Consider the following 14,866-nt stretch of genomic DNA (forward strand, 5'->3'; position numbering starts at 1 on the left):
GTGCGGTTGACAGAATGGCGACAAAGGGCTCATCACAAGGCCATCGAGGCCGGAAATCGAAACTGGAATCAAGCATCATGTCGGATATGTCGGCGGGCGCCGTTATCGTCATCTCCAGCCATGTCGTCAGGGGATCGGTCGGCAACCGCGCCGCCGTCTTCGCGCTGGAGACGCTCGGCCATCCCGTTTGGGCCCTGCCGACCATCGTCCTGCCCTGGCATCCCGGCCATGGCCGTTCGACGCGGCTGACCTTTAACGAGACGGACTTCGACCACGCCATCGACGATCTTATCGCCGCGCCCTGGCTGCCGGAGGTGAAGGCGGTGCTGTCGGGCTATTTCGGCAATGCCGCGCAGGCGCGTTCGGTCGCCCGGCTGGTAACGGCGCTCAGGGAAAAGAATCCCGACCTTTTCTATGCCTGCGATCCGGTCATCGGCGATGCCGGCGGGCTTTACGTGCCGGAAGCGACGGCGGTGGCGATTCGCGATGAGCTCATTCCGCTCGCCTCCCTGGCGACGCCGAACCGTTACGAGCTTGCCTGGCTCTCCGGCGCGCCGCTGGACGACAATAACGCCATCATGGAAGCGGCGCTCGCGCTAGGGCCGTCGCGCATGCTGGTAACCTCGGCGGTGCCGATGATGGCCGGCGGCATCGGCAATCTCTATCTCAGCGGCCGCAATGCCCTGCTGGCCGAACATCGCAGCATCGAGGGCGCGCCGAACGGGCTCGGCGACCTGTTGTCCGCCGTATTCCTGTCACGGCTCCTGTCGGGCATGGAGGAAGAGCGGGCCCTGCAATTGACCACGGCCAGCGTGTATGAGGTGCTGGCGCGCGCGGTCAAGCGCGGCAGCGACGAGCTGACGCTGGCTGCCGATGCCGCCAGCCTGTCGACGCCGATGGCGATGGTGCAGATGCGCAGGCTCATGCATCCGGCGCAGCGGCGCAAGAGCTGAGGGCCTGAAGCGCGTCGCGATCCCTCAGATTTGCTTCTCGCGCATTAGGTCTTTGATTTTGCGCATGTCGTGGTCGCAAAGTCGCTGCGCAGTTTTGCGCGGCCTGCTCCAGGATTTTGCACTGCCATAAACAGTTGCCATCCGCGGCGGCGCGCTGTAATTCAATCTCCATGGACAGCTTTCCCAACTCTCTTCTGAACGGTTATCGCAACTTCATGAGCGGGCGTTATGCGGACGAGCGCGAACGCTATCGCAGTCTTGCTGAAACCGGCCAGAACCCCTCGACCCTCGTGATTGCCTGTTGCGACTCCCGCGCGGCGCCGGAGATCATCTTCGATGCCGGACCGGGCGAGCTATTCGTCATCCGCAATGTCGCCAACATGGTGCCGCCCTATGAGCCGGACGGTCATTTCCATGCCACTTCGGCGGCGCTGGAATTTGCGGTACAGTCGCTGAAGGTCTCCGACATCGTCGTCATGGGCCATGGCCGCTGCGGCGGCATTCGGGCTGCGCTCGATCCCAATGCCGAGCCGCTGTCGCCGGGCGATTTCATCGGCCGATGGATGGCCCTGGTGAAGCCGGCGGCGGAGCAGATCCAGAGCAACGACATCATGACGCCGGCCGAGCGGCAGACGGCGCTGGAGCGTATCTCGATCCGCAATTCGCTCAACAATCTCCGCAGCTTCCCCGAAATCAAGGTGCTGGAGGAAGAAGGAAAATTGAACCTGCACGGTGCCTGGTTCGATATCTCGACCGGCGAACTTTGGGTGATGGACGCCAAGACTCTCGATTTCATCCGGCCCGACGTCTGACCGCGACGCCTGACAAGGCAATAGATCAAACGAAAAAGGCGCTCCCACCCGATGGTCGGAGCGCCTTTTTTGATTTCGTGCGGTTGCGATTATTGGCCGTCGATTTGTTTGCCGATATAGGCGATCGCCTGCTGATAGACGCTTGCATCGTTCCAGCCACCGATCGCCGCGAAATTCGGTTCGCCCGGCTGGTAGGGAGCGCCCGGCTGCCAGCCATGGCCCCTGAGGAAGTTTGCGGTCGATGACAGCGCATCGGCGCGCGAGCCGACGAGGTCGACTTTTCCGTCACCATCGCCGTCGACGCCATAGAGAACGACGTTCTTCGGCATGAACTGCGTCTGGCCGATTTCGCCATGGGCGGCACCGCGTGCCGACGGGCTCAGATAGCCCTCGCCGACAAGCTTGAGAGCGGCATAGAGCTGATCGGTGAAGTAGGCCGAGCGGCGGCAGTCATAGGCAAGCGTCGATACCGCCGAGAGCGTATGCTGGTCGCCCATGAAGCTGCCGAAGCCGGTTTCCATGCCCCAGATGGCGATGATCGGGCCGGCGGGAACGCCGTAGCGCTTCTCGATCCTCGAGAACAGGGCGGCATTGGCCTGCTTCATGCTCTTGCCGCGGCTGATGATGGTCTGGCCGCCGCGCTTCTTCATGAATTCTTCGAAGGAGAGCTTGAAGCTCTTCTGGCCACGGTCGGCACGGATGGTCGGCTGATTGTAATGGACGTTGGCGAAAGCCCGGTCGAGGACGGAGGGGCTGATGCCCTGACCCTGCGCTTCCTGCTTGAATTCCCGCACCCAGTTCTCGAAACCGGCTGAGGTGTTGCCGCAAGAGGCGGCATTGGCCGCAAATGGTGCCGTCAACAGCAACCCGCCCGCCATGAGAGCTGCCATTACAGACTTGGTGATGCGCATTCTAGGTCCCCGAATTCTCACCGCGCGCAGAACGCGGCAACGTTTTGAAAAGCGCGGTGCCCCCCTATTTCCAGGCCCTTGCGCGGTCTTGTCGCCACCGGACCATGCCAGCATCCGACGGTTCTGTCATCAACACATTTTAGCGATCGATGTTTTCGCTTCGCGTGAAACATGGTCGCTCTAGGTTCTTGTTGAACGCAATTCCAGACGGAAAACCGCTGCGCACTTTTCCTGGAATTGCTCAAATATCTGCAAAAGCCCCGCCTTTCGGTCGGAAATGGCGAGGCTTTTGCTCATGCTCTGATTAATTGGCCAAGGTTTATAAACCGTAAATTGGTTTACAAACGCTTATGCAGCCTGCTTGCGCGGCTTGATCAGGCCACGATTGACGAGCAGTTCGGCGATCTGGATGGCGTTGAGCGCGGCACCCTTGCGCAGGTTGTCGGAGACGACCCAGAGGTTGAGGCCGTTCTCGACGGTCGCGTCTTCGCGGATGCGCGAGATGTAGGTGGCATCCTCGCCGGCGGACTCGTAAGGCGTGATGTAGCCGCCGTTCTCGCGCTTGTCGATGACGAGGCAACCCGGCGCCTCGCGCAGGATGTCACGGGCCTGATCGGCGGTGATCTCGTTTTCGAACTCGATATTGACCGATTCCGAATGGCCGATGAAGACCGGCACGCGGACAGCCGTGCAGGTGACCTTGATCTTCGGATCGAGCATCTTCTTGGTTTCGGCCAGCACCTTCCACTCTTCCTTGGTGTAGCCGTCTTCCATGAAGCTATCGATATGCGGAATGACGTTGAAGGCGATGCGCTTGGTGAACTTCTTCGCTTCGATCGGGTCGGCGACGAAGACGGCGCGGGTCTGGTTGAACAGCTCGTCCATGCCGTCCTTGCCGGCGCCGGAAACGGACTGATAGGTCGAGACGACGACGCGCTTGATCTTGGCGAAGTCGTGCAGCGGCTTCAGGGCCACGACGAGCTGCGCGGTCGAGCAATTCGGGTTGGCGATGATGTTGCGCTTGGTGAACTGGGTGACGGCGTCCGGATTGACTTCCGGCACGATCAGCGGCACGTCGGCGTCATAGCGCCAGGCCGAGGAGTTGTCGATGACGACGCAGCCCTGGGCGCCGATCTTCGGCGAGAACTTCTTGGACACATCGCCGCCGGCCGACATCAGGCAAATGTCGGTGTCGGAGAAATCATAGTTCTCCAGGTTCGAAACCTTCAGCGTCCGGTCGCCGAAGGACACTTCGGTGCCCTGCGAGCGCGCCGATGCCAGCGCGACGACCTCGTCAGCCGGAAAACCGCGTTCGGACAGGATGTTGAGCATTTCGCGGCCTACATTTCCGGTCGCGCCCGCTACTGCAACTTTGAAACCCATTTCACAAGCTCTCTTTCTCTTCTCTCCTCTTGGTCGAGGGGGGAACCACAGCCATGACGGCCGGTTCCTGTCCCCGGCCGGGCCGGGGAGAGAGCGGCAGGCCAGAGACGTCAGACGGTTTTCGTCGTCGTTTTGGCCTTGGTTTTGGAAGAAACCGGAAAATAGACATCCTGCCCGGCAAATCGCGCCAGGTGGCTGAAGCTATCGATCTGTTCGAAGCGAAGCATGGAAGCCTTCCTTTTCCGCCGCCGGTTCTAAGATGTTTTCCACAGGAGTCAAGGATTTTGCGTTCCCGCGTCGGCGGGAACGCCAAGTTTGTCTCCTCTGCGGCCATCAGCGGTTGCTGTTGCGGGTGGATTCGAACAGGAACCAGGTGCGGCGCTCCGTCTCGTCCAGCCAATTTTCCAGCAGGCTGGCGGTGGCGATGTCGCCATATTCGTCGCAGACATCGTGGACGGCGCGGATTTCGGCCGAAAGCTTCAGATTGTCGTCGGCCAATTCGGCCAGCATGTCCTGCGGATCGACATAGTCGGCGTCATTGTCGGGAATGCGCTGCAGCCTGGCGATCTGGCCGATCGATCTCAGCGTCGTGCCGCCGATCTTCCTGGCCCGCTCGGCCATCGGGTCGGTCATGGCGAAGATCTGGTCGCCCTGTTCATCGAGCAGCAGGTGATAATCGCGGAAATGCGGACCGCTCATATGCCAATGAAAATTCTTGGTCTTGAGATAAAGGGCAAAGACATCGGCCAGCAGGGCGCTCAGCGCCGCCGAGATATCGCGTGTCGCATCTTCGCTGAGATTGGTACGGGTGCCCAGTTTCGATCTTGTATTGGCGCTGCTCATGATGATGTGCTCCGTTTCATTGTTCGCATCAGCGATCGCCGAGAGGTTTTAGCGGAGTTGTATGACGTTCGCTGTTGTTTGGGATCATGCGGCGGGCGGGATTTGTCCTGAGCATGTCACGGCAAAACCGGCTGCGGTGATCGGCGGAAGACCCGAACGTCAATGATAGTATGAAGATGGAGAGGCTTTGGCAATCGCTCGCTAATGTAGCGGGGACGGATTGTCCCGGCGCCAAGGAGGCCGCCCCCTCGTACGGGAGGGAGGCGGCAGAAGCTTATGCAGGCTTATTTCAGGCCACCGCCTGCATAGAGGGTTTCACCGGTCAGCCAGCCGGAATCCTTCGAAGCCAGGAAGACGGCGATCGGAGCGATATCCGTGGGCTGGCCGAGGCGACCGAGCGGCGTTTGCGAAACCAGATGCTTTTCGAAATCGGTGCCGATGATGCCGGCGGCGTGCACGCCTTCGGTCTCGACGCCGCCCGGCGAGATGGTGTTGACGCGGATGTTGCGCGGACCGAGTTCCTTGGCGAGGATCTGGGTGATCGATGTCACGGCCGCCTTGGTGGCGGTATAGACCGCGGCGGTCGGCAGGTTCAGGGTGACGGCGTTCGAGGCGATGTTGATGACATTGCCGCCATCCGGTCCGAAATGTTTCACCGCTTCCTGTGTCGTCAGCAATGTGCCGAGGACGTTGATGTCGAATTCGCGGTGGAATTCCTCTTCGGTGATCTCTTCGAGCGGCGCGAATTTATAGACGCCGGCATTGTTGACGAGGATGTCGACGCCGCCGAAGGCTTCCTTGGTTTCGGCAAAAAGCCGCTTCACATCGGCGGATTTCGAAACATCGCCATGAGCCGCGATCGCCTTGCCGCCCTTGGCGGTGATTTCGGCCACGACCTTGTCGGCGCCTTCCCGGCTCGATGCGTAATTGACCACGACCGACGCGCCCGCTTCGCCAAATGCCTTGGCGATGCCTGCGCCGATCCCCTTCGATGCTCCGGTCACGATCGCGACCTTGCCTGCTAGCTTGCTCATGTCATCTCCTGTCGAGATATTGTTAGATGGTTGTACAATTATCGAATTATTGGCGTAAACGAGGCCCCAAGGTAGCGGCCTTCATCCCGTCAATTTGATATTTAGATAATCATCTAACTGATGCAAGGGCGGAGAGAGTGCGACATGCAAGAAAGAATCGTCAGATATTGGCGAGTTCCGCCATATAGGCATTCAGGATGTCGCGGCGCAGCACGAGGCTTGCGAATTTGCCATCCCGCAGGATCTCGATGAGACCGGCGTTTTCGAGTTCCTTGAGGTGATGGGAAATCGTGGCGGCGCTGACGGCGTGGCATTGCGTCAGCACGCTGCAGGGCATCGGATCGGCGGTGCCGCCGATCTCTTTCAGCATCTGGACACGACGCGGTTCGGCGAGCGCGCGGGCAATCAGCCCCATCTGTCGCTCGCTCAATCGTATCTGTCCGGTCTCGCTCATCGTCTTTGCCATGTCGCAGGCGGGATGGATTTCCCGCAGATTCACCGCTTCAGATATATGAATGCGGGGGATGCTTGGCAACCATGCGAGGCGGCAGATGGGGCGGCATGATAAATCGGCTACTTCCCCTTCAGCAGCGGCAGTCTCGGCACCGGCCAGCCGGTTGCGCCGATGCGGAAGAGCAGGCCGTAGCGGGAATAGACGATGGCGGTCATGAAGGAGAACCAGCCGCCCAGCGCCAGGCCGGCGATGACGTCGCTCGGATAATGCGCGCCGATCATCACGCGCGTGGTGGCGAGCCACAGGGCGCAGGCAATGAAGATATAGCGATAGCGCGGAAACAGGAAAGCGAGCGCCACGAAGAAGGCGCCGATGGTGGTGGCATGACCGGAGGGGAAGCTTTCGAAGCTGGCATGGCCGTTGAAGGGCGAAAAGCCGAAGGGACCCCAATCCTCGAAATGCGTCGGCCGGGCGCGGCCGATGGCGCGCTTCAGCAGGTTGGCGATGATGCCGGAAAGCGCGATCGTGGTCAGCAGATAGCCGCCGATCTGGCAGATGCGCAGCGCCTGGCAGCGACAGCGGGCCGATTGCAATAGCCGGCTACCGGCCCAGCCCTCAAAGAACAGGAAGGCGCTGATCAGGATGAGCCAGCCGGATTCGCCGAAGCTGGTCAGCATCTTGCCGAAGAAATGGATGGGCGGCGCCATGTTCCTGATATTGGCGCCGACCGGCCAGTCGAAGAGTAGCGCGGCGAGCAGGACGATATTGGCGGTCAGGAACAGGCAGATATTCCAATGCGACGGCGCGAAGCCTCTCGTGTTCCGTCGCCAACGCCTGTCGAGAGACGTCAAGATCGCCTGCATGCCCCACCGCCTGTCGTCGATATGTTTGATCCCAATCCCGGATCAGCCGTAGCAGGCTCCTGCTACAGTTTTTTTACGAATTTGCGACGATCGACAGGCAAGTCGAATCGCGGGCGCGGTTTGGGCCAGCCGTCCCGTCCGGTGGAAAAGACCAGGCCGAAGCGGGAAAACAGGATTGCGACGGCGAAAGCGACCCAGGCGCCAAGCGCCAGGCCGGCGGCGACGTCGCTCGGATAATGCACGCCGATGATGATGCGGGTCGCCCCGAGCCAGAGGCCGATGCCGGCGAACAGCAGCCGGAAGCGCGGGAAAAGCAGGGCGAGCGCGGCGAAAAGCGCACCCACATGTGCCGAATGGGCCGAGGGAAAACTCTGGAACAGGAAATCGCCGTGAAAGGGTTCGAAGCCGAAAATGCCGTATTGGCCGTATAGCGGCGGCCGTGCCCGGCCGATCGCATATTTGAGGATATGCACGACGATGCTGGCGGCCAGGACGGAAAGGCCGACATAGGCCACCTTGCGGACGAGACGGGCGGCATGATAGCGGCCCTGCGCCCGCGAAAACCGCCACGTAAGCAGGAGGCCGAGGGCAAGTGCGACGATGGCGGCGGCGAGAATCCAGGCGAGCCTGCCGATATCGGTGACGGCGCCGGCGATCGCGATCAGTCGCGGCGAAAGATCCATTGCCGCCTCCCCGAGCGGCGCATCGAAGATCAGGAGGGCGAGGACGACGATATTGATGGTGGTCAGCGCATAGCCGAGCCAGGGAAGAGGCCGATGCCTGTTCCGGCGGAGCGCATAGCGCCGCGCCAGCCTGCGCCAGGGCGATGATTGCCTCGGGGTCGCGTTGTCCGGCGGCGGTGTCGTTTCCGTATCCATCTCAGGGACATAGGGGGCGATGGGGTTCAGTTCAACAAAAAGCCCCCGCTCCGCGACCAGGAACGAGGGCTTTGATGTTTCACGTGAAATATAGCTGGCGATTTATGCCGAGAGCGCCTTGAATTCGGCGAGGATGGCGTCGCCCATTTCGGCGGTGCCGACCTGGCGGCTGCCCGGTGACATGATGTCGCCTGTGCGGATGCCGCTGTCGAGGACGTTGGCGATCGCCTTTTCCAGCGCATCGGCTTCGGAAACGAGACCGAAGGAGTAGCGCAGGCACATGGCGAAGGAGGCGATCATGGCGATCGGGTTGGCGATGCCCTTGCCGGCGATATCGGGTGCCGAGCCGTGCACGGGCTCGTAGAGCGCCTTGCGCTTGCCGGTCTTGGCATCCGGAGCGCCGAGCGAAGCGGACGGCAGCATGCCGAGCGAGCCGGTCAGCATGGCGGCGACGTCGGAGAGCATGTCGCCGAAGAGGTTGTCGGTGACGATGACGTCGAACTGCTTCGGCTGGCGCACGAGCTGCATGCCGCCGGCGTCGGCGAGCATATGCTCGAGCTGCACGTCGGCGTATTTTTCCTTATGCGTCGCGGTGACGACCTGGTTCCAGAGCACGCCGGACTTCATGACGTTGCGCTTTTCCATCGAGCAGACGCGATTGTTGCGGGTGCGCGCCAGTTCGAAGGCGACGCCGGCGATGCGCTCGATCTCGTAGGTGTCGTAGACCTGGGTGTCGATGCCGCGCTTCTGGCCGTTGCCGAGGTCGATGATCTCCTTCGGCTCGCCGAAATAGACGCCGCCGGTGAGTTCGCGCACGATCAGGATATCGAGGCCTTCGACCAGCTCCGGCTTCAGCGAGGAGGCCGATGCCAGCGCAGGGTAGCAGATGGCCGGGCGCAGGTTGGCAAACAGCTGCAGATCCTTGCGCAGGCGCAAGAGGCCGGCTTCCGGGCGCACTTCGTAGGGCACGCTATCCCACTTCGGGCCGCCGACGGCGCCGAAGAGCACGGCATCGGCAGCCATCGCCTTGGCCATATCAGCATCGGAGATCGCCGCGCCATGCGCGTCATAGGCGCTGCCGCCGACCAGGCCCTCGTCGGTGACGAAACCGGCATTCTTCGCCTCGTTCATATAGGCGATGATCTTGCGAACTTCGCCCATGGCTTCGGGACCGATGCCGTCGCCCGGCAGGAGGAAGAGATTGCGCACTGTCATGGGAAAAGCCTCCGCAAAAGAAACAAGTTGCGGGTTCTTAGACCTGCAAATGCGGCTTTTCAAGCGAGGAAGGAGACGAAACGGTACGGTTTTCGGGCTTTTGAGAGTAACCACCCGCCCTCGTGGTTCGAGATGGCCCTTTGGGCCTCCTCACCACGAGGGCGGGTGGTTTGCTTTGCCTTAGTCCTACTCAGCCAACCCCAGCGAGGCCAGATAGGCTGCCGATGCCGGGATCTTCGATTTGTCCTTGATCTCGATGATCAGCCGCGGATTGCTGTCGAGCCTGGCAAGGGCGGCGAAGACGGCGCGCCAGTGGATGTTGCCCTCGCCCAGGCTCCAGTGGCGGTCGGCATAGCCGTCCGCATCCTGCAAATGGACATGCTGCAGGCGGTTGCCGGCGGCGTGGACGTAGTAATCGACCGGCGGAGCGCCGGTGTAGCCATGGGCATATTGGGCGTGGCCGGTGTCGATCGACACGGCGACGGCCGGCGAATTGAAGCTGTCGGCCAAGCCGACGCGGATATGCGGGTCCTTGTCCTCGATATTCTCGATGACCATGGTGAGCCCGATGTCCTCGGCGCGCCTGACGGCCTCCTTCAGCGTCAGATGCGTATATTCGATGATCTTTTCGCGCTCGCCCCTGTTGTTGTCGAGGTTGTTGTAGGACCAGGACGTGTAGGGGCTATGGATGACCATCTGCGTGGCGGCGATATTGGCGCAGACGTCGAGCGCCTGCAGGAAGCGCCTGGAGACGACCGCGCGGATCTCCGGGTCCTGCGAGGCGATGACAAAGCCCCAGAACGGGCCGTGGATGCCGAGGCGGCCCTGGTGGCCGTCAAGCAGTTTGCGGGCGCGCTCGGCCAGCGGTGCCCAGTCGCCGTTCAGGACCTCGGCCTCGACGAAGCTCTGCAATTCCAGGTCGCGCGGCTTTTCCAGCAGCCAGTTGCGATGGGTTTCGACGTCGTCAAGCGTCATGGCGGCGCCGACAATGGGAAGGGAGGTCATGGGGATGCTCCAGTGGGGAGGAGGAAATCGAGGGCGGGAGAGGCCCGATGGGCTCTGCAGACCTATATGGACCTTCTTTTTGTCGGGCATATTACAGGCGGCCCGGCCCCCTGTTCTTCCGATAGAGCAAAGAAAAAGCCGGGCTGGAAGGCCCGGCTTCGGCATGCGAATAGGATGATGAAACCGCTCAGGCGGCCCAGGGGCGCGAGGCGGCGTTCGACTTCTCGAAGCTGTCGATGGCCTTGCCCTTTTCCAGCGTCAGGCCGATATCGTCGAGGCCGTTCAGCAGGCAGTGGCGCTTGAATTCGTCGAGTTCGAACTTGAGCGAACCGCCGTCCGGGCCGGTGATTTCGAGGTTTTCCAGATCGACCGTCAGGATGGCGTTGGAGCCGCGCGCGGCATCGTCCATCAGCTTGTCGAGATCTTCCTGGCTGACCTTGATCGGCAGGATGCCGTTCTTGAAGCAGTTGTTGTAGAAGATGTCGGCGAAGCTGGTCGAGATGACGCAGCGGATGCCGAAGTCGAGCAGTGCCCAGGGCGCGTGTTCGCGCGAGGAGCCGCAGCCGAAATTGTCGCCGGCGACGAGGATCTTGGCGTTCTGGTAGGCCGGCTTGTTCAGCACGAAATCCGGGTTCGGCGAGCCATCCTCATTGTAGCGGGCTTCGGCGAACAGACCCTTGCCGAGACCGGTGCGCTTGATGGTCTTCAGATAATCCTTCGGGATGATCATGTCGGTATCGACATTGACGACCGGAAGCGGTGCCGCGACACCGGTCAATTTCACGAACTTGTCCATAGGTCCTGCCTTCAATTTTCGTCTACGCACGAATTATCCTGCCAATAGAGCAAATCCGGCCAAAATTGAAGGGGAATCTTGGAAATGCTCTAAAAGCGGGCGCTATAGCCGCACCCCTGCCCTTCAGGAATGTGCGTCCCCCGGCGCGCCGGGGAGCCGCAAGGCGTCGCCCTGCCTCGATCCGGCCCTCAAAGGTCGATGATCGTGCCGCGGCCGTCGTTCCAGACGCGCATCTCGCGCTGCTGAGCGTTGTTCGCCTTGGCGCGCACCGGAGCCGGCTTCATCCGCAGCGAAATCGCGCGGGCAGCCAGGAGGACGGTGAGGATGCCGCCGACGGCCAGCGTCAGCGAAACGGTGAACAGCGCCATGGCGGCAAACACGGTGATGCCGGCAAGCGCGATGAACAGGGAGCGGATATTCTGCATGGTCGAGACCTCTCTACTCATGGAAATGTGGTCCTCTCTCCTTCCCTCTGCAAGAGGAGCATGGCTTTTTGTTGTCTTGCCGTTGTCATCTTGCCTGACGATCGAAAGCGCGGCAGAAGTGGAGGATGAGTAGAGCCACCCCTCTCCGTCCCATCAGCCTGCGCCGTTCTGTGCTGAGCGTCCCCGCGATCAATCGCCGGGCGCTTGAAAAGATAGCCGGTCTCGATTGCGATGCGGTCATCTTCGATCTCGAGGATTCGGTGGCGCCGGAGAAGAAGGCGGAAGCACGCGAGAACCTGCGGGCCTTTTTCTCCGGGCCGAAGCCTGTCGGCAAGGAGCGGATCATCCGCATCAATGCGCTGTCGTCTGGCTTCGGCGCCGACGATCTGGAGCTGGTGCTGGCGCTCGAACCGGATGCGGTGCTTCTGCCCAAGGTCGACGAACCGCAGGATGTGATCGATGTCGGCGACAGGCTTGCCGAGGCGGATGCACCGGAGAGCCTGCGCATCTGGGCGATGATCGAGACGCCGCGCGGCATCCTGAATGCGGCCGCCATCGCCGAGGCTGGACGCACGCCGGCAAGCCGGCTCGATTGCTTCGTCGTCGGCCTCAACGATCTGCGCAAGGAAACCGGGGTGCTGCCGCAGCCCGGCCGCGCCTATCTCGTGCCCTGGCTGATGCAGGTGATTTTGGCCGTCAGCGCCTATGGGCTCGACGCCATCGACAGCGTCTTCAACGATTTCAGGGATGCGGAAGCCTTGGACGCCGAATGCGGCCAGGGCCGCGCCATGGGTTTTGCCGGCAAGATGCTGATCCATCCGAACCAGATCGAGGCGGCCAACCGGCATTTCGGGCCGGACGAGGCCGCGATTGCCGAGGCCAAAGCCATTATCGCCGCCTTCGCCGCACCGGATGCCGCAACTCTCAATGTCGTCAATCTTGACGGGCGCATGGTCGAGCGGCTGCACCTTGTCCAGGCGGAAAGACTGGTTCATAAAGCCCGCCTGATCGCGCAGCGTTCCGCCGCCCTTCGACAGGCTGAGGGCTGAAATATGTTACGAAAGATGCTTCGATGAAACTCTACCGCTTCCTCACCGGTCCCGACGACGCTTCCTTCTGCCACAAGGTGACCGCCGCGCTGAACAAGGGCTGGGAGCTCTCGGGCTCGCCGACCTACAGCTTCAACGCCGCGACCGGCGTGATGCAGTGCGGCCAGGCTGTTGTCAAAGAAGTCGTAGGCAAGGATTACGATCCGGAGATGAAGCTTTCCGAGCAGTGATACGGAAAAAGCAGAGCAGGCCGTCGTGACCCTTGTCCATAACGAGCGAACCAAGCTATTGGCCAATGCGCTTGACCGCGCGTCAACCGCCTGTATTGCGGCGGGCCTGATCGCTCCTGTCGTCTCGGCCGTGAACGGCGCGGCCTCTTTGCAATTCTCCTGGATTGCTATTCTTTCCAGCGTTAGTTGGCTTTTTGCTGCTTTTACATTACATATGGCAGCAAGGCACGTTTTGGGGAGGCTGAAACTATGAATAGCGCAGCCATCTTCTTTTTCTTTGTTCTGCCCTTTGTCATCGCGGCGCTGGGCTGGATCGCCGTGTTCGCCAATGATTGGAATGACCGGCGCCGGCAAAGGCTTCATCCCGGCGAGTAAATTGCCGGGCTTCGTCTCTTTTCAACAATTTGCAAATGCGCGCTGCGTCACCGATCCGTCGCCTCTTCGGCGCTTTCCTCGATGCGCTCCATGTCTTCGTCGCTGAGCCCGAAATGGTGGCCGATCTCGTGGATCAGGACATGGGTGATGATGTCGCCGAGGGTTTCCTCGTTTTCCGCCCAGTAATCGATGATCGGCCGGCGATAGAGGCGGATCTTGTTCGGCATTTCCCCGGTCTGGGCGGTGAAGCGCTCGGATATGCCGCGGCCCTCGAAGAGACCGAGCAGGTCGAAAGGCGTTTCCAGCGCCATGTCCTCGAAGACGTCGTCGTCGGGGAAATCCTCGATCAGGATGATGAGATCCTTGGTGAGCGCACGGAATTCCTCCGGCAGATGGCTGTAGGCCTCCATGGCCAGCGATTCGAATGTGCTGATCGAGGGGGCATGGCGGTCCCGCCAATCCTCGCTCTGGTCAATGCGGGCCATGAATGCTTCCTTCCTTAGCTGGTCATATAGAACCTTTGCTTGGGTTTTTCGAGAGCCGAATGCGGCATAGGAAAATTTTCTCATAGAATCATGTTGACTCTTCGGCCGACCTCTGGAATCCATAAGAACATAACAGGAACATTATCGATCTGGAGCTAACGTCATGGCTGAGACCGCCGTGGCGCGGGAAACGCTTTTTGCCCTGCGTGAAACCATCGCCCGACTGGAAGGCAGGCCGCTTCCGGCGCTGGCCGCAGCGGCGCATGAGGCGCTGGCAACGGAACCGGATCATCGTCCGGCGGCGGAAGCCCAGCTTTTGCTTGCGACCGGGATTGTTGATCTCGACGCGGCGATGCAGGGCGGCGTGCCGCTCGACGCGCTGACGGAGATCCGCTCGCTCGGTCTGCGGGATGCGGGCGCTGCCAGCGGCTTTGCGCTTGCCCTTGCCGCGCGGCTTGGAGTTTTTGCAGGGCGGCCTGAGGGGCGGCTTGGGGGCGCGCAGGCCCCCGGCAAGACCGCGGCCGTGTCACCGGTTCTGTGGATCGGCGACACGGTGGCGGCGATGGAGGCGGGCCTGCCCTATGCCATCGGTCTCAGAGATTTCGGGCTGGAGCCGGCCGGTTTCCTGCAGGCCGCGCCGCGCAAGCTGGAAGAGGCCCTGTGGCTGGCGGAAGCAGCCCTTGCCAGTGCCGCCTTCGCAGTCGTCGTCCTGGAGGTGCGCGGCAATCCCGCCCGCTTCGGGCTGACCGAGAGCCGGCGGCTGGCGCTTAGGGCCAAGGCGGCGGGCCGGCCCCTGTTTCTCCTGCGGCAGGGAGGCGAGGAGGAGGCGAGCAGCGCCCTCTTCCGCTTCCGTGTCGAACCCGCGCCGGCTTTGGCGCGGCCCCTGCCGGATGGAACGGTGCTTGGCGGCAGCATCGGTCATCCGGTCTTTCGTCTCACCCTGGAAAAGAGCCGCAACCCGGCGCCTTTTTCCATAACCCTGGAGTGGAATGCCCATGACCGCCAGTTTACCCCTGTCTCCGATGTCCGGCGCCCTGCCTTTCCCGGCGAACACGCAGCGCATTCTGGCGCTGACCTTCCCGCATCTGCCGACCGACCGGATCGCCCGCAAGCGCTGGGGTCTGTCCTGGCGTTCGGCCGGCCGGCTTGAGGCGC

At 61.7% G+C, this 14,866-nt stretch carries 18 protein-coding genes and 1 pseudogene; 6 read left to right on the plus strand and 13 right to left on the minus strand.

Features of this window, described 5'->3' with window-relative positions; translation table 11 throughout:
* Positions 1 to 77: 77 nt before the first annotated feature.
* Entirely contained in the window at positions 78 to 953 is an 876-nt protein-coding gene (gene pdxY / locus FHX11_RS22270) for a pyridoxal kinase PdxY (RefSeq protein ID WP_184360953.1), read from the plus strand.
* A gap of 170 nt (positions 954 to 1,123) precedes the next feature.
* Positions 1,124 to 1,765 (plus strand): carbonic anhydrase, encoded by a 642-nt coding sequence (locus FHX11_RS22275; protein WP_184360956.1) that lies wholly within the window; start codon positions 1,124 to 1,126, stop codon positions 1,763 to 1,765.
* Positions 1,766 to 1,854: 89 nt separating this feature from the next.
* Here the strand turns inward: FHX11_RS22275 and FHX11_RS22280 are convergent, their stop codons facing one another.
* The 12 genes and pseudogenes from FHX11_RS22280 to FHX11_RS22330 form a co-directional block, all read right to left on the minus strand.
* Positions 1,855 to 2,676, minus strand: coding sequence for a lytic transglycosylase domain-containing protein (locus FHX11_RS22280; RefSeq protein ID WP_184360959.1), 822 nt, complete (start codon positions 2,674 to 2,676; stop codon positions 1,855 to 1,857).
* Between the two features lie 348 nt (positions 2,677 to 3,024).
* Positions 3,025 to 4,059: an aspartate-semialdehyde dehydrogenase gene (locus FHX11_RS22285; RefSeq protein ID WP_184360962.1), complete on the minus strand. Its 1,035-nt coding sequence runs from the start codon at positions 4,057 to 4,059 to the stop codon at positions 3,025 to 3,027.
* Between the two features lie 110 nt (positions 4,060 to 4,169).
* Positions 4,170 to 4,393 (minus strand): annotated as a pseudogene (locus FHX11_RS29860) (hypothetical protein).
* Positions 4,393 to 4,902, minus strand: coding sequence for a DNA starvation/stationary phase protection protein (locus tag FHX11_RS22290; RefSeq protein ID WP_184360965.1), 510 nt, complete (start codon positions 4,900 to 4,902; stop codon positions 4,393 to 4,395). The pseudogene FHX11_RS29860 and the gene FHX11_RS22290 overlap by 1 nt, the downstream one beginning before the upstream one ends.
* A 284-nt stretch (positions 4,903 to 5,186) precedes the next feature.
* The gene (locus tag FHX11_RS22295) at positions 5,187 to 5,936 is read right to left on the minus strand and encodes a glucose 1-dehydrogenase (RefSeq protein WP_184360967.1); all 750 of its coding nucleotides are present in this window, start codon (positions 5,934 to 5,936) and stop codon (positions 5,187 to 5,189) included.
* A 160-nt stretch (positions 5,937 to 6,096) separates the two neighbouring features.
* Complete coding sequence (locus tag FHX11_RS22300) at positions 6,097 to 6,390, minus strand: helix-turn-helix domain-containing protein (protein ID WP_184360970.1); 294 nt, start codon at positions 6,388 to 6,390, stop codon at positions 6,097 to 6,099.
* A gap of 119 nt (positions 6,391 to 6,509) precedes the next feature.
* Positions 6,510 to 7,253 carry a lipid A 1-phosphatase LpxE gene (lpxE, locus tag FHX11_RS22305; protein WP_184360973.1) on the minus strand — a complete coding sequence of 248 codons (744 nt, stop codon included), beginning with the start codon at positions 7,251 to 7,253 and terminating at the stop codon, positions 6,510 to 6,512.
* A 62-nt stretch (positions 7,254 to 7,315) separates the two neighbouring features.
* Positions 7,316 to 8,131, minus strand: coding sequence for a phosphatase PAP2 family protein (locus tag FHX11_RS22310; protein WP_184360976.1), 816 nt, complete (start codon positions 8,129 to 8,131; stop codon positions 7,316 to 7,318).
* Positions 8,132 to 8,233: 102 nt separating this feature from the next.
* Complete coding sequence (gene leuB, locus FHX11_RS22315) at positions 8,234 to 9,346, minus strand: 3-isopropylmalate dehydrogenase (protein ID WP_184360979.1); 1,113 nt, start codon at positions 9,344 to 9,346, stop codon at positions 8,234 to 8,236.
* Between the two features lie 186 nt (positions 9,347 to 9,532).
* Positions 9,533 to 10,351, minus strand: a complete 819-nt coding sequence (locus FHX11_RS22320; protein ID WP_184360982.1) for a sugar phosphate isomerase/epimerase family protein — start codon at positions 10,349 to 10,351, stop codon at positions 9,533 to 9,535.
* A 187-nt stretch (positions 10,352 to 10,538) separates the two neighbouring features.
* Complete coding sequence (gene leuD / locus FHX11_RS22325; protein ID WP_184360985.1) at positions 10,539 to 11,147, minus strand: 3-isopropylmalate dehydratase small subunit; 609 nt, start codon at positions 11,145 to 11,147, stop codon at positions 10,539 to 10,541.
* A 188-nt stretch (positions 11,148 to 11,335) separates the two neighbouring features.
* Entirely contained in the window at positions 11,336 to 11,572 is a 237-nt protein-coding gene (locus tag FHX11_RS22330; RefSeq protein WP_184361570.1) for a hypothetical protein, read from the minus strand.
* A 125-nt stretch (positions 11,573 to 11,697) separates the two neighbouring features.
* Between FHX11_RS22330 and FHX11_RS22335 the strand changes: the two genes are divergently transcribed.
* From FHX11_RS22335 to FHX11_RS30080, 3 genes are all read left to right on the plus strand, one after another.
* Positions 11,698 to 12,621 carry a CoA ester lyase gene (locus tag FHX11_RS22335; protein WP_184360988.1) on the plus strand — a complete coding sequence of 308 codons (924 nt, stop codon included), beginning with the start codon at positions 11,698 to 11,700 and terminating at the stop codon, positions 12,619 to 12,621.
* Between the two features lie 23 nt (positions 12,622 to 12,644).
* The gene (locus FHX11_RS22340; RefSeq protein ID WP_184360991.1) at positions 12,645 to 12,851 is read left to right on the plus strand and encodes a DUF1737 domain-containing protein; all 207 of its coding nucleotides are present in this window, start codon (positions 12,645 to 12,647) and stop codon (positions 12,849 to 12,851) included.
* A 249-nt stretch (positions 12,852 to 13,100) separates the two neighbouring features.
* Positions 13,101 to 13,226, plus strand: a complete 126-nt coding sequence (locus FHX11_RS30080; protein ID WP_281411620.1) for a hypothetical protein — start codon at positions 13,101 to 13,103, stop codon at positions 13,224 to 13,226.
* A 47-nt stretch (positions 13,227 to 13,273) separates the two neighbouring features.
* Here FHX11_RS30080 and FHX11_RS22345 read toward each other — a convergent pair whose 3' ends face one another.
* The gene (locus FHX11_RS22345; protein ID WP_184360994.1) at positions 13,274 to 13,711 is read right to left on the minus strand and encodes a metallopeptidase family protein; all 438 of its coding nucleotides are present in this window, start codon (positions 13,709 to 13,711) and stop codon (positions 13,274 to 13,276) included.
* Positions 13,712 to 13,874: 163 nt separating this feature from the next.
* Between FHX11_RS22345 and FHX11_RS29980 the strand changes: the two genes are divergently transcribed.
* The gene (locus FHX11_RS29980; protein WP_246781112.1) at positions 13,875 to 14,861 is read left to right on the plus strand and encodes a hypothetical protein; all 987 of its coding nucleotides are present in this window, start codon (positions 13,875 to 13,877) and stop codon (positions 14,859 to 14,861) included.
* The last annotated feature ends 5 nt before the right edge of the window (positions 14,862 to 14,866 follow it).

Source organism: Rhizobium sp. BK602 (assembly GCF_014195095.1).
In the GTDB taxonomy this organism is placed as follows: Bacteria; Pseudomonadota; Alphaproteobacteria; order Rhizobiales; family Rhizobiaceae; genus Rhizobium.

Coding starts and splice junctions, on each gene's coding strand:
- FHX11_RS22295 (WP_184360967.1), bottom strand. CDS start 5,936: ATGAGCAAGCTAGCAGGCAAGGTCGCGATCGTGACCGGAGCATCGAAG.
- FHX11_RS22290 (WP_184360965.1), bottom strand. CDS start 4,902: ATGAGCAGCGCCAATACAAGATCGAAACTGGGCACCCGTACCAATCTC.
- FHX11_RS22340 (WP_184360991.1), top strand. CDS start 12,645: ATGAAACTCTACCGCTTCCTCACCGGTCCCGACGACGCTTCCTTCTGC.
- leuB (WP_184360979.1), bottom strand. CDS start 9,346: ATGACAGTGCGCAATCTCTTCCTCCTGCCGGGCGACGGCATCGGTCCC.
- FHX11_RS22320 (WP_184360982.1), bottom strand. CDS start 10,351: ATGACCTCCCTTCCCATTGTCGGCGCCGCCATGACGCTTGACGACGTC.
- FHX11_RS22280 (WP_184360959.1), bottom strand. CDS start 2,676: ATGCGCATCACCAAGTCTGTAATGGCAGCTCTCATGGCGGGCGGGTTG.
- FHX11_RS22310 (WP_184360976.1), bottom strand. CDS start 8,131: ATGGATACGGAAACGACACCGCCGCCGGACAACGCGACCCCGAGGCAA.
- FHX11_RS22330 (WP_184361570.1), bottom strand. CDS start 11,572: ATGCAGAATATCCGCTCCCTGTTCATCGCGCTTGCCGGCATCACCGTG.
- FHX11_RS29980 (WP_246781112.1), top strand. CDS start 13,875: ATGGCTGAGACCGCCGTGGCGCGGGAAACGCTTTTTGCCCTGCGTGAA.
- FHX11_RS30080 (WP_281411620.1), top strand. CDS start 13,101: ATGAATAGCGCAGCCATCTTCTTTTTCTTTGTTCTGCCCTTTGTCATC.
- pdxY (WP_184360953.1), top strand. CDS start 78: ATGTCGGATATGTCGGCGGGCGCCGTTATCGTCATCTCCAGCCATGTC.
- lpxE (WP_184360973.1), bottom strand. CDS start 7,253: ATGCAGGCGATCTTGACGTCTCTCGACAGGCGTTGGCGACGGAACACG.
- FHX11_RS22285 (WP_184360962.1), bottom strand. CDS start 4,059: ATGGGTTTCAAAGTTGCAGTAGCGGGCGCGACCGGAAATGTAGGCCGC.
- FHX11_RS22275 (WP_184360956.1), top strand. CDS start 1,124: ATGGACAGCTTTCCCAACTCTCTTCTGAACGGTTATCGCAACTTCATG.
- FHX11_RS22300 (WP_184360970.1), bottom strand. CDS start 6,390: ATGAGCGAGACCGGACAGATACGATTGAGCGAGCGACAGATGGGGCTG.
- FHX11_RS22345 (WP_184360994.1), bottom strand. CDS start 13,711: ATGGCCCGCATTGACCAGAGCGAGGATTGGCGGGACCGCCATGCCCCC.
- leuD (WP_184360985.1), bottom strand. CDS start 11,147: ATGGACAAGTTCGTGAAATTGACCGGTGTCGCGGCACCGCTTCCGGTC.
- FHX11_RS22335 (WP_184360988.1), top strand. CDS start 11,698: ATGAGTAGAGCCACCCCTCTCCGTCCCATCAGCCTGCGCCGTTCTGTG.